A 15287-nucleotide genomic window follows, 5' to 3' on the forward strand; every position below is an offset into this window, starting at 1 on the left:
CACGCACAGCTGGGCGGCTTCGACCACAGCGTGCGCTCGCTCATCCAGGGGCACTGCGCCGTTCCTCGCGCAGCTCGCTCCCAACGCGCGCATGCCCGCGCAGCAGGCATCGAGATCCGCCCCGCCGAACCGGCGGCTGCCCGCGGATAGCTCGCCGATGGTCCCGCCGTCGGCGATGTAGAGGTCCGATAGGACCGAGTGCCGCTGCCACGCCGCATCCCATGGCTTCTTGACGCGCCACGGAGCCCCCAGTGCTTCGGGCTGCTTCGCGTGCCCCGACTCCAGGCCGCCGTGCCTCGGTCATGAGTCGGCCAATGGCAGCAGGCGACAGGCCCGGTGCGGCAAGTGTGTCCGGGGCGGGTTCGCCTGTGTGCGGTGCTGGCTCAGCGTGCGGCACGTTCTGGCGGTCGCTGTCGGAGTTCGTCCAGCAGGGACGGTGCCGATGCCGACGTTGATGTCGCGTGGCTCTGGCTGGTCCAGGCTCCAGCGGAAGCGGCGAGGGTGGATTAGCGTATGCGTCCATCGAAATGGTGGTGGAACGGTCTGGTGTCACCCGTTGGGGTGAGTAGCTGGCGCGGGTGCTCAAACGCCGGTCATAGCCTCGCGTCAGACGTATCCGCTACGCAGGACGCGTCCGGCTGGACCGGCCCGTGCGTACGCGGCTGTTTCGATGTTGGAGGCTGTAGTTGATCACTGTGCCGTTATCCGCTGGCCTGCCTCGCGGGTACGGTCACCAGTGACCGCGCTGGATGACGCCTCCCAGGTGGACTTGGGCCGGCATCGCGACGAGCTGCGGCCCGCTGCTGTGGCCCAGCTGCTCAGACTGCGTGGGGCCGGGGAGCTGACGACCGCGCATGTTCGGCTGGTTGCCGATTCGGTGGATGTGAGCGTGCGCACGATCTGGCGATGGCTCGCGCAAGCCGAGGAGACCGATACCACGGAGAAGCCCGAGCGCAGACGATTCCGAATTACCGACGAGATCGTCGATGTCCTTGCCGACTACCAGGGCAACGTGAAACGCGCTCACGAGCACCTGGTACTCGTAGCCGAGGCGGCGGGGGAGGACCCAGTGGGTCTGACCACCCTGCACGACGCCATCGCTCGTGACCTCGACCCGGGATTCATGGCGGGTCTGCGGGAGGGCATTCCTGCTGCCCGTGGGTTCGATCCCGCTTTCAAACGGCCGGCGGTGGCCCGGAACCAGGTGTGGGAGGGGGACCACAAGCAGGCCCCGCTCGTCGTGATGATGCCCGACAAGAAGCTGTCGAAGGTGTGGGTAACGTGGTTCGAGGACCGCGGTACCAGCTATGTGATGGGCTGGGCGGTCACCGCCGGCTCCGCGCACCGCGGCTCGGTCCTGGCGGCCGTACGGGCCTCCGTCCTGCGGGAGGATCCTTATGGGCCGGCCGGGGGACTGCCTCAGCTCGTGCGGGTCGATGGCGGCGCCGACTTCCTGTCCAAGACCGTCCGGCGGGCCTTCGGACTCCTCGGCGTACCGGTGCACCGGGTGCGCAGCGCCCGCCACAAGGGCGGTATCGAGCGGCTGAACCGCACCAGCATGACCCGCTTCTTCGCCGACCTGCCCCGCTACACCAAGGCGCCCCGGCTCGATCACCGCCGCCGCGTGGGCGAGACGGACCCGCCGCTGACCTTCGAGGCATTCGTTCAGCGCCTGGGGGAGTGGGTCACCGAGCACAACACCCAGCACGTGGTGCAGCGCACCGGGAAGACGCCCCTTGAGGCGTGGCTGGCCGACCACACCGAGATCCGTCCCGAGCCCACCCCGGCCGAGCTCCGTGCCTTCATGCTGGAGAGCGATCACCGGCCGAGGAAGATCACCAGTCACGGGGTGGAGTTCGCCGGCCGCTGCTACATGCCCGAGAACGGTGTCGGGCGGATCGGGACCCAGGTGCGGGTGCGGTGGATGCCGCACCACTCCCACGAGATCGATCTGTACACCTTCCGCGGCGACCGTTACCTGGGCCGGGCGTTCCTCAGTGACGAGGCCACCGAGGAACTGCGCGCCAAGGTCCTTGCCGACCGCCAGGAGCACAGCGCTGACCTACGCCGGGCACTCAAGCGCTCCGGTGAGCGCAGACGCGACCGTTATCTGCCGGCTACCGAACCCCAACTGCCCGCCTCGGCAACCCGGATGACCAAAGAAGAGGCGCTCGCCGAACTCGCGGGCACCAGCCAGCGAGCGCCTGCCGCGCCCCGCCGTCGCGCGGAGCCCTACTCGCCCTTGACCCCCATCCCGGCCGCCTGGGCACGCCCCGGCCAGGCAACCGACCCCGCCAATCCGTCTTCGGAGGACACATGACCACCACCGCCACTGCCGGCGCGCCGAAGCCACCGCCCGAGCCGGCGGCCCCGCGCCGCCCGGACCTGCGCCCGCAGTTCTTCCTCGGCCTTGAGGGCTCCTCGCTGGTCGCCACCGACACGCTGCTGCAGATCAAGGACACCGTCGTCGACACCGTCGAAACACGGGCGATGTCGGTGATCTACGGCGACGCCGGGCTCGGCAAGAGCTTCGGCACCCGGGCCACGATCCAGGAGATGAACCCGGATCTGATCCTGCCCCTGGATTTCGCCCGCTCCCGCCCGGGGCCGAAGGACCTGCGCGAGGAGCTGTTCCACCAGATGAACCTCTCCTGCAAGATGCCGGGGACACCGACCGCGTTCGACAAGCTGCTGCGCGAGACTCTGCCCCGACGCCCGTATGTGATCGTGTGCGATGAGGCCCAGCAGTACCGGCGGGAGAACTTCGAGTTCCTGCGCAAGCTGTGGGACAACTGCGACCCCAAGCCCGCCATCCTCTTCGTCGGCGGCCGGGAGGCGTACGAGACGCTGCAGAGCGATCCGGCGCTGGCTTCGCGGATCTACATCCGCCTGGAGATCCTGGCGATGACCGAGGAGGAGGTCCTCAAGACCGTGCCCGACTCGCACCCGGTGTGGAGGGGCGCGGATGAGGCGCTGCTGAAGCGGGTCGACACCCAGTACGCGCTCGGCTCCTTCCGGGAGTGGGTGAAGGTCACCAAGCACGTGGTCAAGGGCATGGAGCACTTGGGGGCCGACAAGGTCGACGACCGGGTCGTGGACTGGGCGCTGAAGCGGTGCTGACCACCCCGCCCCCGTCGTCGGCCGTCTGGGGCGCGGCCGGCGCAGCCGGGCCCTTCGCCGTCCTGGACGACGCCGCCCCGCCCGGCCTGCACTTCCTCGACACCCCCGGTGTACGGACGCTGCTCACCCCGGGCATGCTCGCCGTGGGCGATGCGCTCGCCGACGCTTACGCCCAGGGCCGGTTTGTGTGCGTGCTGGGCGATGCCGGGGTCGGCAAGACCTTCGCCGTCCACACCGCCGCCCGCCGTCTCGGTGAGCTGTTGCTGTTGCCGCTGCTGTTGCCGCTGTATCTCGGGGCCCAGCCCACGCCGGCGGACCTGCGCGCCTGCCTCCACAAGGCGCTGAAGCTCCGCGGCGAACCGCCCGCCGACCCGGGGGCCGCCGACGCCTGGATCCGCCGCGCCCTCGCCCTGGGGCCGCGCATCGTCGTAGTGGAGGACGCCCACCGGCTGTCGGCGTCCTGCTTCGAGTACCTGCGTTTCCTGCACGACGACCTCCCCCAAGGGCTGTGCGTGGTACTGATCGCCTCGACGCACCGCGAACGCTCTTTGCGCGCCCACCGGATGCTCGCCACCCGTACCGCCGGCTGGCCCTACATCTGGCCGCTCAGCCGCGACCAGGTCCCGAAGGCGGTTCCCGCTTTGCACCCTGTGTGGCAGAGCGTTGCGTCCGACGAGCTCAAGGCGCTGGATGCCCGTATCGCCGATGGCTGTCTGCGCCGCTGGGCCGTGCTGACCTTTCACCTCCAGCGGGCTCTGACCACTACCGGCGCGAGCAAGCCGGATTGGGGCCTGCTCGAGGCCGTGGCTGACCGGGGCGACGGCGGGCGGCGCCCATGACCGCCCCCACGCTTCCTCCCGTCCCCGCCTCTATGCCGCCGCCGGCCGCACCACCGTTGGCGGCGGCCCGGGTGGCGGGGCCGGTGAGGCTGCTGCTGGACGGCGACGACGACCGCGCGGTGCACCGGGCCGCCTATCAGTGGGCCGATCCCGGCCGCGGGCGGATCACCGTCGATCCCACCCCGCACACCACCAGCCCGGCCTACCTCGCGCTGGACGTGCTGCGCGCCATGGGCCGCGACACCTTCGCCCGCCCGGAGGCCGAGCGGATGTCCACCGACCCGGCCTGGCGCGCGGTGACCTGCTGGACCCTGGCCACCGACCCGCATGAGGTGATCGTGCTGCGCGCCCACCGCCTGACGGTTGAGCGGCTGCGCCGCCTGGCCGCCTGGCGCGCGGACACCGGCATCCACCTCACGCTCCTGGCCCACACCCCCGAGCAGGCCGATGAGCAGCGCCTGCGTGAACACCTCACGGCCGCCCATCTGGTGGACGTGGCGACCGTACGGGGCACGGCCGCCGTCCTCGGCGCGATCGGCCCGGCCGCCGTCGGCCGGCGCATCGGCCCTTCGCCGCAGGACCACGCTCACGCACTGCCGACGGTGCCCCGTAGCGGGGTGGCGGCGTTTCGCGCGGACTGCTGGCGCCGCCAGAACGCCACCGACTTCGCCCACACCGACGCCCAGTACCGCGCCGGCTACGCCGCCGCCCGCACCTGGCTGGCCCACACTCTGCAACCCCAGCCACCCCCAGGTGAGGCCACCGAGCCCGCCGGCGGCCCGGCCGATCCCACCCCTTTCAGCCTGCAAGAGACCGAGGCCTTGCGGCTGTTCCTGGCCCGGCTGACCGTCTCAAGCCCCAGTCCCCAGCACACCGTGGCCCGGGTGCGCGGCGCCCAGGCCGGCTTCCTTACCCGCTCGCTGCTGCTCAACGTGCCCGACGACCTCACCAGCCGCGCGGGCCCGGGCATCACCACCGTGCCCCTCACCCCGCGCACCGTGCACACGATCACCGTGCGCCTGCCCAACCCGCTGCGCGCCGCCGCCATCGCGGCCCTGCTGTTCACCGGCACCGACACGTCGCTGCTGTCGATGACCCAGGTCGCCAGCGTCGAGAAGGCCCACGCCACCGTGGCCATCGACCGCGACTCGCGGATCAACATCGGCGAACCTCCCGGACCCCGGCACCTGTACGCCGTCCCGCCCCGCGCCCGCCCCCTGCTGCACGCGGCCGTCGAATTCCGCCGCCGCACCCCGCGCACTGCCGACAATCACGGCCTGTTCGCGAACTGCTTCGGCACCACGCCACGCCTCGAGGCCCTCATCGCCGACGCTGGTCTCCCCATCCCCGCCCTGGCCCACCCCGATTCCGGGGACGACTGGCACACCGCCGCCCGCTGCTGGCACCTGAACACCCCCGCCCCGCCCGCTCCTGATGTCCTGCCGCGCCTTGGGGAGTTACGCCCGTGACCGACCAACTCCCGCCGCCCGGCGACACGTCCGCGGTCGCGTTCGACCTGACGTTCCTACGCGAGCGCGCCGTGGAGTGCCGGCTCACCGACGAGGACCTGACCGCGCTGACCGGCATCCCCACCGCCGACTGGGACAGCCACCTCACCCCGCACACCCTCCCCGCCGCGTCCCTGTTCACCCTCGCCCGCGCCCTGAACACCTCCGCGGAATCCCTCCTGCGCCAGCCCGCACCGAACCGCCGTCCCGCCCCGGCGGCGGCCGACCACGCCACCGTGCTGCACGCCGCCCTGCTCGAAGCCGACCGCATCCACCCCGACGACCTGGCCTCCGCCCTTCAATGGACCCCGCACCGCCTGAAGCGCGCCGCCACCACCCTGGCCGCCCACCTCGAGCAGCCCAGCAGCCCGCACCGGCTCGTCCACACCGACACCGCCATCCACCTGACCTGCGTCGCCGACCTGCTTGACCCCAAGCAGCGGCAGAACCTGCACCACGCCGGGCACACCGCCGCCTCCCTCGCCCCCGGCGAGGCCGCCGCCCTCACCTGCCTGCTGCACCACACCGTCCGCGGCCTCACCCCCGACCTGCCCGCCGAACATGTCCCGCGCCTGGCCAACCGGCGCCTGCTCGCCTCCTCCGGCGAGCAGCCGGCCCCCCACCCGGACGTGTTGTTCGCCCTCGGCCTGGCCGCCCACCCCCTCACGGACGCACAGGCCGCCGCAGACGGCTTCGCGTCGGTGCCCGCCGCTGACCCGCCACCACCAAGGCCGCGATGATGCCGATGCCGCGTACGACCACCGTGCCCGAGACCACCATCGGCGCGCCCGAGGCCACCACCGGCTCGTGGAAGCCCACGTGGTCACCCGGCCACACGAGCCCCGGCCTGCCCCCGCTCACCGTGGTGCACGACCCAAGCGACGACTACGCCTTCATGGCCGCCGCGCTGGCCGCCCACACCCCTGAGCGGGGCCGCATCACTGTCCATCCCACCCCGGTGGCAAGCGCTCCCGCCTCCCTGGCCCACGACCTGCTGCGCAGCATGGGCAAACACCTTCCGCCGGCCGGCAGCGAGGACGGCGCCTACTGGAGTGGCAACACCGAGACCGCCTGGCGCGCGGTCGCCGCCTGGATCCTCGGCTTGCGCATCGGTCATGTCGTCGTCACCCGGGCGCATCGCATCAGCTCCCGGCACTTCGAGTACCTCTTCGCCCTGGCCGAGCTCACCAAAATGCGGCTGACCCTGCTGTGCCACGGGGCTTTGCCGCCCGCCCTGGCTGCTGCCCTGGCCGTGCTCCCGCACGAAGAGGTGCACACCCTGGCCGCGGCTCGCCGCGCCGTGGCCGCTCCCGCCCCGCTGCCGCCTGCCGACCGGTTCGCGTGGTGGGAGACGGACGGGCAGTTCCCGCCTGACGAGGGCGAGCCGTGCTTCCTGCTGCCCACCCGCCGTACGCCCGGCCGCGGCGTGATCGAGGCAGCGGCCCACCGCCTGGGCCGTCCGGTGCTCCCGCTGCCCGCTGCCGGCCGCTTCCCGCCCGAGCCCGACGAGCCGACCGCGCTCCTCGCGCACCGACTACACGCGCGCATCGCCCATCCCGTCCACGCTGCGGCCCTGGCGGTGCGGGTTTTCGCCGCCCATACGGATCTCCCGGCCCGAACGGGCCGTGGCCGGGAGATGCGGACACCGTCCTGGGCAGTGGACTTGATCGAGGCAGCCTGCCACTTCGGGCAGATGGAGGGGCGTGCGGACAACTCTTTCCTGCCCCACCTCAGGTCCTGGGACCACGCGGCTGTTACCGAAGCAGCTCACGCCTGCGGCCTGTACGAGCACCAGGCACCGGGCCCGAAGCGGCGCTCCGCCGCCCCCACCTCGCGCTCCGGGCGGCCAGCCGCCGTGCGTCCTGACGTGGACGGCACACCGGCACCCGGCCGGGCAGCATGAGGCGTGCAGGAATCCAACCAACCGCAGAGACCAGGGGAGTAGACGATGGCCGAGCCAGGGACAGAACTCTTTGAAGCGATCCGCCGCGACCACCGCGGCGGCGACAGGCTGCCCAGCTCCCTGGCCGCCCGGCACGGCGTGCCCCGCCAGGCGGTCATGGAGGCGATCTCGACCGTGCTGCCGCTGCCGCATTCCCTCCCGGCCGACGAGGAGGAACTGGACGAGGCCCGCCAGCTTCTGGATACGCTGCTGGCCGAAGACCAGGCCAAGGAGCCCGCCGAACGCCGCTCGGCCTTCGAGCTGTATGAGGAGCTGAGCCTTCGCACCAGCAGGCTTCCGCTGTCCTACCGGTGGGTGTGGGAGTACATCACCGCTCGCCGCTCCCAGCACGCTTCCGACACCTCCCCGGAACCACACGAGCGGGCCTGGGCCGGCAACGTTCCGTCCGACATGCCGAGCTTCGTCACCTACCTGATCACCAGTGCGGTGCGCGACCTGGCGGAGCTGAAGATCGAAGGGACGCTGCCGGCCGCCGATGGGGTCGAGCTCGGCATGGTCTCCCTCGCAGGCGCCGCGGCCCGGATCAACCAGGCCCTGCACGAGTTCGCACTGGTCGGACGCCGGGCCGGCCTGTCCTACGCCCAGATGAGCGCCTTCACCGGCATCCCCGAAGACGACCTGGCGAAGCAGGTCGAGGACTACCACCGCCTCATGACGACCTGAGCCGCTGTCCGCCGCGTCACCTCCCCGCGTGCGGGAGTCGCAGACCGCCAGGCCGGGGCTCCGATGGACCGGCGCCGGGCGGGGAAGACTGCGGGTACTGCCGGTGGATGGGGAGGGGGCGGTCGCCGTGGCCGCAGCCAGTAGCACGGACTCGGCGCTCAAGCGGGCCCGGCTCGCGCTGAACATGACGCTGGAGGAGGCGGCCGACGCGCTGAACGCGATCACGGGCGGAGCGACGGACGCGAGTCTGATGAGCGCGTGGGGTGCGCCGTGAAGCGCACGTTGTTCGAGTGGCGGTGAAAGGACGCCACCGCCGTCCTGTCGCAGCAGGACGGTTGAAGCTGAGGGCAGCCTGACCCGGGAGGTGCCGGGGAGGGTGGCAAGCGGCCCTGACAAAGCCGGGACGTGCCAGCACTGCCAGATGGTGCGGGTCCGGCAAGCAAGACGGAAAGGAGTACGCGAGGAACCAGCGCTGACGCCCCCTTACTCATCGCCAGCTCGAACCTGGTGGATACGGGCTGGAAGCGGTATGCCCCCGCCTTGTACCTGAGGCGGGGAACTTCTCGGATGGTGGCCCATGGCCGTTCGGGGAGGCTGCGGTGAAGTGCTGCGGGGTAGCCGTGGCGAGGCCGCGGGGGTATAGCTGGGCTCCTCCTCCGTCGATCGAACAGCGAGTGAACACGGGAACCGTCCCGGCCCTGACCTCGGACAACGCGCCCAGCGATGTTCGAGGCTGGGCCCACCGTCGGCCGATCGGGTCGGGGCGGGGCGGAGCCGCCGTAGTACTCCGAGCCGGGGAGAGCCCGGTACATGGGGAAGGGCGGCAGCGGAATCGAGAAGGGAAGGAGGCTGCAATGCCGAAAGTCGCGCCGCTGAATAGCGGCGCTCCGGAGGCCCCTATGGGGTTTCACCAGCGGGTATCGGGGATGCAGGCCAAACTTCACCGTTGGGCGGCGGCCGATGGTGGCCGCAGGTTCGACGATCTGTTCAACCTCGTGTGCGACCCGGCGACGCTGCTTGTGGCGTTCGAACGGGTCGCGGGCAACAAAGGGGCCAAAACGCCCGGAGTGGACGGCCTGACGGTCGTCAACATCGAACGGGAGACTGGCCCTTATGGGTTCCTGGAGGATCTTCGGCATGTACTTAAATCGGGTGAGTTCTACCCGTTGCCGGTACGTGAACGCAAGATCCCCAAGCCCGGCGGGAGCGGGAAGATGCGCAAGCTCGGCATCCCGACCATTGCCGACCGGGTGGTCCAAGCAGCCCTGAAGCTGGTGCTGGAGCCGATCTTCGAGGCCGACTTCAAGCCGGTCTCCTACGGCTTCCGGCCCCTGCGGCGGGCGCACGACGCGATCGCCGAGATCCACTTCTACGGCACCCACGGCTACCGCTGGGTCCTGGACGCGGACATCGAGGCGTGCTTCGACTCAATCGACCACACGGCCCTGATGGGCCGGGTGCGAGCACGGGTCAAGGACAAGCGCGTGCTGCGGCTGGTCAAGGCGTTCCTCAAGGCCGGCGTCCTCACCGAGGACAACAACCGCGAGGACACGCTCACCGGCACCCCGCAGGGAGGCATCCTCTCCCCACTCCTGGCGAACATTGCCCTGTCGGCGCTCGACGAGCACCTGACCGGGCCGTGGGAGCCGGGCGGGGAGATGGCCACGGCCTACCAGCGCAGGCGGCGCCGAGCTACCGGGCGTCCGAACTGGCGTATCGTCCGCTACGCGGACGATTTCGTGGTTTTGACTGCTGGCGAACGCGGCGACGCCGAAGCGTTGCGCGAGAACATCGCCGACGTGCTGCAACCGCTCGGGCTTCGCCTCTCCGAGGCCAAGACGCAGGTGGTGCACATGTCGGAGGGGTTCGACTTCCTGGGGTTCCGCATCCAGTGGCGCCGCAAGCGGGGATCGGATAAGTGGCACGTTTACACCTTCATCGCTGACCGGCCCATCCGGCAGTTGAAGGACAAGATCCGTGCCCTGACGAACAGAACGTCGCAGCAGGACCCCAGGGAGGTGCTGATCCGGCTTAACCAGATCATGCGCGGCTGGGCCAACTACTTCAAGCACGCGGTCTGCAAAACCGCCCTGAGTTCCCTCGCCCACTTTACGTGGCGCCGGGTGATCAGCTGGTGGATGGTGCTGCACCGCTGGAAGTGGAAGGACGTCCGCCGATGCCTCACCGACCGCAACGGACGGTGGCGAAGGCCCTCGGCAGGCGGGATTGAACTGTTCAACCTCCAAGCGGTGACGGTCTCCCGTTACCGCTACCGAGGAAGCACGATCCCCAACCCCTGGATTCCCAACCACGCCTGAACGGCAGAGACCGTGGAGAGCCCGGTGCGTTGAGAGGCGCACGCCGGGTTCGGCGAGCGGCACGGAGAAACGGACCGGTGGTAACACCGGCACCGCGCTCCGTGCCGACTCTACAATCGGGCCGGCGCCGTACCGGGAAACGGAATCGGGCCGGTCTGTGCCAGCTGTACCGCGAGCGCCCGGAGGTGCTGTTCGCCCACCAGGACGGCGCGGCCACCAGCGTGCTGGAGAGCTCCGGCACCGCCGTGGTGGTCAAGGTTCTCACCCGCTGGACCGATTTGGTCGAGGCGATGGTCGACGTTGTCGCCGGCGCGCGCGAGCAGCTGGTCGTCACCGGCTCCCGCAGCAGGGAGAAGGCGTATCTGGCGGCGATCGAGACGGCCGTCGCCCAGCACCCGGATCTGGTCCACTACCGCGTGCTGTACGGGCCGCCGCGGCACCGGGCGCTCGCCGATCACCTGCTGCGGCTGCTGGAGCTGCGCGATCCGTCCGCGCGCCGCAACGGCATCAAGACGCTCCACATCGGGATGGTGGAGCCGACCGAGGCGCTGGAACGGTTCTTCGTCGCCTCCGAGACAGCGGCGGTGGTGCCGCTGCCGTCTTTCCACGGGGCCGAGGGGTTCGACTGCGGTGTCTTACTCAGTCGCGAGGCGGCGGTGGGCCTGGTCCACCATGGGCGGGAGGCGTGTGCCTCCGCGCGGCCGGTGGAGACGATCGAAGCCGTCCGCGCGCTGCCGGTACGGCACAACTGATCCGTGGTGGGGAGAGGCGTGAGCAAGAACTTGTCGCAGGTGGCCGAGGCCCGCGCGACCTCCGTGGTGGGGCTGGCCCAAGAGCTGATCCGCCGGCCGAGCCGGGCCGGTATCGACGAGTACGGGCCGGTCTTGGGCGTGCTCGAGGACTGGCTCGCCGCCCGCAGACTGCCGCACCGCCGCCTGCACGACGACGCCGGTGCGCTGGTGGGGCTGCTGGTGGAGATCCCAGGCGGCCGGCCGGGTCCGTGGTGGGCCCTGGACGCCTGTGTGGACACCGCCCCGTACGGCGACGAGGCCGCCTGGTCCTTCCCGCCGGCCTGCGGTGACATCGTGGACGGCTGGCTGCTTGGCCGGGGCGCGGCCGACTCCAAGCTCGCCGCCGCGATGTTCTGCCACATCGCCGCCGACCTGCACGGCCGCGCCGCTGACTTGCACGGCGGGCTTGCCGTGCTGCTGGACGTGGATGAGCACACCGGCGGCTTCGGCGGCGCCCGTGCCTACCTCGCCGACCGGGCTGCGGCCCGCCCGGACGGGGTGATGATCGGCTACCCTGGGCTGGACGAGGTCGTGGTCGGTGGCCGGGGGCTGTGGCGGGCCACCATCGCCGTGCACGCTCCCTCCGGGCACTCTGGGTCCAGCAAGAGCGTGGTCGGCGCGATCTCCCGCGCCGCCCACCTCGTGCGCCTCCTCGACGAGGCGGAACTGCCCGGCGTGGACGGCGTTTCAGGTTTTCCGTTGCCGCCGAAATTGTCGGTGACCTCCTTCCATGGCGGCCAGGGCTTCTCGGTCACCCCGGACCGGTGCGACCTGAACGTCGACATCCGTACCGTTCCGACCTTCGACGCGCACGACGCCGAGACCTTGGTCCGCAAGGCGGTCGCCGAGCTTGACGCGGAGCTGCCCGCCCCGAAGCCCACCGAGGTCACCCTGATCGCCACATGGCCGCCCTTTCGCCTCGCCGAGGACGAGCAGCCCGCCGCAGCACTTCTCACTGCCGCCGCCGAAGCTGGGCTGACGGTGCGCGCGAAGACCGCGGGGCCGTCGAACATCGGCAACCTGCTGGCCGGGGAGGGCATCGCGGCCACCGCCGGCTTCGGCGTGCCGTACGAGGGGCTGCACGGCATCGACGAGCGCGCCCACCTCGCCGAACTTCCCACGGTGTACGCCGTCTACCGGCGGGCCGTACTCGGCCTCCTTGGAGGCTGACGTCCCAGGCACGTCCCAACTTCCTCCCAGATCCGCTCCCAGCAAGTCCCCAACTCCGTCTCTGGGAACACATCTTCGGTTGCGGTGACATAGAGGTAGCACAACCTCACATCCACCGATGACAAGGGAGGCCGGTCATGGCCGAGCAGACCATCGTCACCACCCAGCCCGCCGTCGAGGACAAGCCCGCCGCAGCGCCGCACGCCGGCGGATTCGCGCCGCAGGTCAGCACCCACCCGGTGGCGACCCTGACCCTGGGACGCCAGACGTTCAACGACTCGGACAAGTCGAACTACTTCGAGGGCTGAGCAGTCCACGGACCTGACCGAGCACCCCGAGGGCCGGCCGTACGACGGCTGGCCCTCGGGCACGTCACAGGGGAGGCGGACGGATGGAACAGGAGTGGATGACCGGCGGCAGTGCCGCCGTGGACGGATTGACGATCGACGGGCTCGGCGACGTACGCCGGGCTCCGGGCGCGCGTGTACGGGTAGTCGCCGAAGGGCCGGTTGCCCTCGCGGTCGTGGGCGACTGCCCGGTGACCGAGCAGCAGCTCCACGCCGGGCTTGCGGCCGTACGGGCCGGCCGGTGGGCGGAGCTGACCGGGTGGCCGGGCTCATACTGGATAGTCGCGGACAGCGGGCGGCAGCGGTTCGTGTGCGGCGACCTGGCCGGTATCCGGGCCGTCTACTACACGCTGCGCGGCGACGCGGGGACGGCGTGGGCGACCGAGACCAGCCGCCTGGGGCGTCCGCTCGTGCCGGATCTGCCCTGGCTGGCGGCCCGGCTGACGGTGGGTGAGCACCACTGGCCGCACCGCAGCCCGTACGAGCAGATCCGGCTGGTGCCCGGCGGATCCGGGCTGCTGCTCTCACCTGGGGCACCGCCGCAGCTCATCGACATCTCCGGCGTCGAGCCGCCCTGCGAGCTGCGCGAGGGCGCCAACCGGTTTGGGCAGGCGCTCACCGAGGCTGTCCAGCACCGGGTCCGCGCGGCCGGCGGGGTGGTGGGGGCGGACCTGTCCGGCGGGCTGGACTCCTCGGCGGCCATCGTGCTCGCCGCCGATGCCGGAGCGGTGCACGCGGTGACGTACACCGACGGCTACACCAGCGGCGAGGACATGGCGTTCGCCTCCCGCGTTGCTGAGCACACCGGGATCGCGCACACGGTCGACATTGGCGCCGACGAGCAGCTGCCGTTCTCCTTTCCGGCCGGGCAGCCGACGGGAGTGGAGCCGGTGTTGGAGGCGGCGATGTTCGCCATGGACAGCAGCTACTTGCACCCCATACGGGGGCTGCCGCTGCATCTGACCGGGCACGGCGGGGACATCGTGCTGGACGCCTCCAGTTCCTGCTGGGTCCGCCTGCTGCAGGACGGCCGACGCCGCGAGGCCCACCGCCAGGTCGTGGCGTTCGCCCGGCTCCGCAACACCGCACCCGGCCCTTACTGGAAAGCGCTCAAGCAGGCCGCCGACCTGGGCCGGGCCGGCTCCCTCGAACGTGCCGCCGAGGCCCTGGAGCGCGGGCCCGTCAGGCCGGAGGCCGCCGTGGCCGGCTGGTCGTGGTGCCGTCTGGGCGCCACCGCGTCCTGGCTCACCGGCTACGGCCGCCACCAGGTCGCAGCCCTGCTGCGGCAGGCCGCCGGTGACCAGCAGCCGGAGCTGGCGGACGAGTTCGACCAGTGGGCCGCTCTGCGGTCGGTGGGCGCCTCGGCCCGCGGCTGGGCCCCCTACGGCCACGCGCTCGGTATCCGGCCGGTGTACCCGTACCTGGACAACCAGGTCGTCCGCGCCGCCTTCGCCGTCCCGGCCCTCGCCCGCCGCGGGCTGGTGGCCTACAAGCCGCTGCTGCGCGAGTCACTGCCGCAGCTTCCGGGCTGGCTGACCTCCCGTCGCTCGAAGGGCTCGTTCACCGCCCAGCGCATCGCCGGACTCGCCCGCCACCAAGGCCGGCTCGATGAGCTGATCGCCTCCAGCCCCCTCGCGGCCGGCGGCCTCATCGACCCCACGACCGTCCGCACCACCCTCGCACAGGCGGCCCGGGGCCAGAGCGCCACGGTGATCGCCGACCTGCACCAGCTCATCGTCACGTGCTGGTGGCTCAGCGGCCAGACGACCGAGCTGGAGGCGGCATGCTGACCCCGGCCGACCACATCCACCACGCCACGGGCCCGGACGGCACGGCGGTGCTCGACGTCCGGCGCCAGACGTGGCTGATGCTCGATAAGGACGCCTCCCGGATCTGGCACGCCCTCACTGTCCGCGGCGGCACCGCGGGGCTCGCCGACGAGATTGCCGTCCCCACCGGCCAGGACCCACAGCAGATCAGCGGCCAGATCGCCGCATTCATCGACGAACTGGTGGCCGCCGGCGTGCTCGTCGACACCGACCGGCCCCGGCGAGCACGGCGAAGGTGGTGGCGCCGATGACGGTCATGGTCCCCACCACCCGGCCCACCGCCCCATGGCGCGACCGGCTGGTGGCTGCCACCGCGCTCACCCTCTCCCTGGCCATGGGCCCGCTACCGCTGCGCCTGAAGCTCGCCGCCGTCCGTACGCTGCGCGGCCTGCCCTACGCGCGCCTCGCCCGGCTGGAGGCCCTGTATACGGCGGTACAAGCGGTGATTCCGTCGTGGTGGCCGGGCCGGATCGCGTGCATGGAGATCAGCCTCGCCACCGTCATCGCGACCGCGCTGACCGGCCGCCAGACCCGCTGGGTGCACGGCGCCCGCTTCCTGCCCGACGCCGCACACGCCTGGGCCGAGGTGCCAGACGGCGCGGTCGGCCGGGACACCGGCGACGCCGTCGACCGGCCCTGGACGCCGGTACTCGCCGTGCCGTAGAACCACCGGGCTGCCGTGGTCCGGGGAACGGCCCGAGCCTCCCCGCCCCGAACCACGACCTCACTCGAACGGGTG

General features: G+C 71.4%; 15 protein-coding genes. All 15 read left to right on the forward strand.

All coding sequences use genetic code 11. From position 1 onward, the window contains the following. Window positions 1-736: 736 nt before the first annotated feature. The gene (locus LRS74_RS33445) at window positions 737-2320 is read left to right on the forward strand and encodes a Mu transposase C-terminal domain-containing protein (protein WP_277744521.1); all 1584 of its coding nucleotides are present in this window, start codon (window positions 737-739) and stop codon (window positions 2318-2320) included. Further along, complete coding sequence (locus LRS74_RS33450; RefSeq protein ID WP_277744522.1) at window positions 2317-3120, forward strand: ATP-binding protein; 804 nt, start codon at window positions 2317-2319, stop codon at window positions 3118-3120. The genes LRS74_RS33445 and LRS74_RS33450 overlap by 4 nt, the downstream gene beginning before the upstream one ends. After that, entirely contained in the window at window positions 3114-3959 is an 846-nt protein-coding gene (locus LRS74_RS33455) for an ATP-binding protein (RefSeq protein ID WP_277744523.1), read from the forward strand. The genes LRS74_RS33450 and LRS74_RS33455 overlap by 7 nt, the downstream gene beginning before the upstream one ends. 83 nt (window positions 3960-4042) lie before the next feature. Then, complete coding sequence (locus LRS74_RS33460) at window positions 4043-5428, forward strand: hypothetical protein (protein WP_277744524.1); 1386 nt, start codon at window positions 4043-4045, stop codon at window positions 5426-5428. Continuing rightward, window positions 5425-6207: a hypothetical protein gene (locus LRS74_RS33465; protein ID WP_277744525.1), complete on the forward strand. Its 783-nt coding sequence runs from the start codon at window positions 5425-5427 to the stop codon at window positions 6205-6207. The genes LRS74_RS33460 and LRS74_RS33465 overlap by 4 nt, the downstream gene beginning before the upstream one ends. A 5-nt stretch (window positions 6208-6212) precedes the next feature. Then, the gene (locus LRS74_RS33470) at window positions 6213-7370 is read left to right on the forward strand and encodes a hypothetical protein (RefSeq protein WP_277744526.1); all 1158 of its coding nucleotides are present in this window, start codon (window positions 6213-6215) and stop codon (window positions 7368-7370) included. Between the two features lie 45 nt (window positions 7371-7415). Next, a complete protein-coding gene (locus LRS74_RS33475) occupies window positions 7416-8093 on the forward strand; it encodes a hypothetical protein (RefSeq protein WP_277744527.1) in 678 nt (225 codons plus the stop codon). 127 nt (window positions 8094-8220) lie between these two features. Then, window positions 8221-8367 carry a hypothetical protein gene (locus LRS74_RS33480; RefSeq protein WP_277744528.1) on the forward strand — a complete coding sequence of 49 codons (147 nt, stop codon included), beginning with the start codon at window positions 8221-8223 and terminating at the stop codon, window positions 8365-8367. 580 nt (window positions 8368-8947) lie between these two features. Continuing rightward, window positions 8948-10411 carry a group II intron reverse transcriptase/maturase gene (ltrA, locus tag LRS74_RS33485; protein ID WP_277744529.1) on the forward strand — a complete coding sequence of 488 codons (1464 nt, stop codon included), beginning with the start codon at window positions 8948-8950 and terminating at the stop codon, window positions 10409-10411. A 185-nt stretch (window positions 10412-10596) separates the two neighbouring features. Further along, window positions 10597-11163, forward strand: coding sequence for an XRE family transcriptional regulator (locus LRS74_RS33490; protein WP_277744531.1), 567 nt, complete (start codon window positions 10597-10599; stop codon window positions 11161-11163). Window positions 11164-11181: 18 nt separating this feature from the next. After that, complete coding sequence (locus LRS74_RS33495) at window positions 11182-12372, forward strand: M20/M25/M40 family metallo-hydrolase (RefSeq protein ID WP_277744532.1); 1191 nt, start codon at window positions 11182-11184, stop codon at window positions 12370-12372. Between the two features lie 137 nt (window positions 12373-12509). Further along, window positions 12510-12680: a hypothetical protein gene (locus LRS74_RS33500; RefSeq protein ID WP_277744533.1), complete on the forward strand. Its 171-nt coding sequence runs from the start codon at window positions 12510-12512 to the stop codon at window positions 12678-12680. Between the two features lie 83 nt (window positions 12681-12763). Continuing rightward, window positions 12764-14509 (forward strand): asparagine synthase-related protein, encoded by a 1746-nt coding sequence (locus tag LRS74_RS33505; protein ID WP_277744534.1) that lies wholly within the window; start codon window positions 12764-12766, stop codon window positions 14507-14509. Continuing rightward, the gene (locus LRS74_RS33510) at window positions 14503-14799 is read left to right on the forward strand and encodes a PqqD family protein (protein WP_277744535.1); all 297 of its coding nucleotides are present in this window, start codon (window positions 14503-14505) and stop codon (window positions 14797-14799) included. Before LRS74_RS33505 ends, LRS74_RS33510 begins: the two co-directional genes overlap by 7 nt. Continuing rightward, entirely contained in the window at window positions 14796-15212 is a 417-nt protein-coding gene (locus LRS74_RS33515) for a lasso peptide biosynthesis B2 protein (RefSeq protein WP_277744536.1), read from the forward strand. Before LRS74_RS33510 ends, LRS74_RS33515 begins: the two co-directional genes overlap by 4 nt. Window positions 15213-15287 lie beyond the last annotated feature (75 nt).

Origin of the sequence: Streptomyces sp. LX-29 (assembly GCF_029541745.1) — a bacterium.
In the GTDB taxonomy this organism is placed as follows: domain Bacteria; phylum Actinomycetota; class Actinomycetes; order Streptomycetales; family Streptomycetaceae; genus Streptomyces.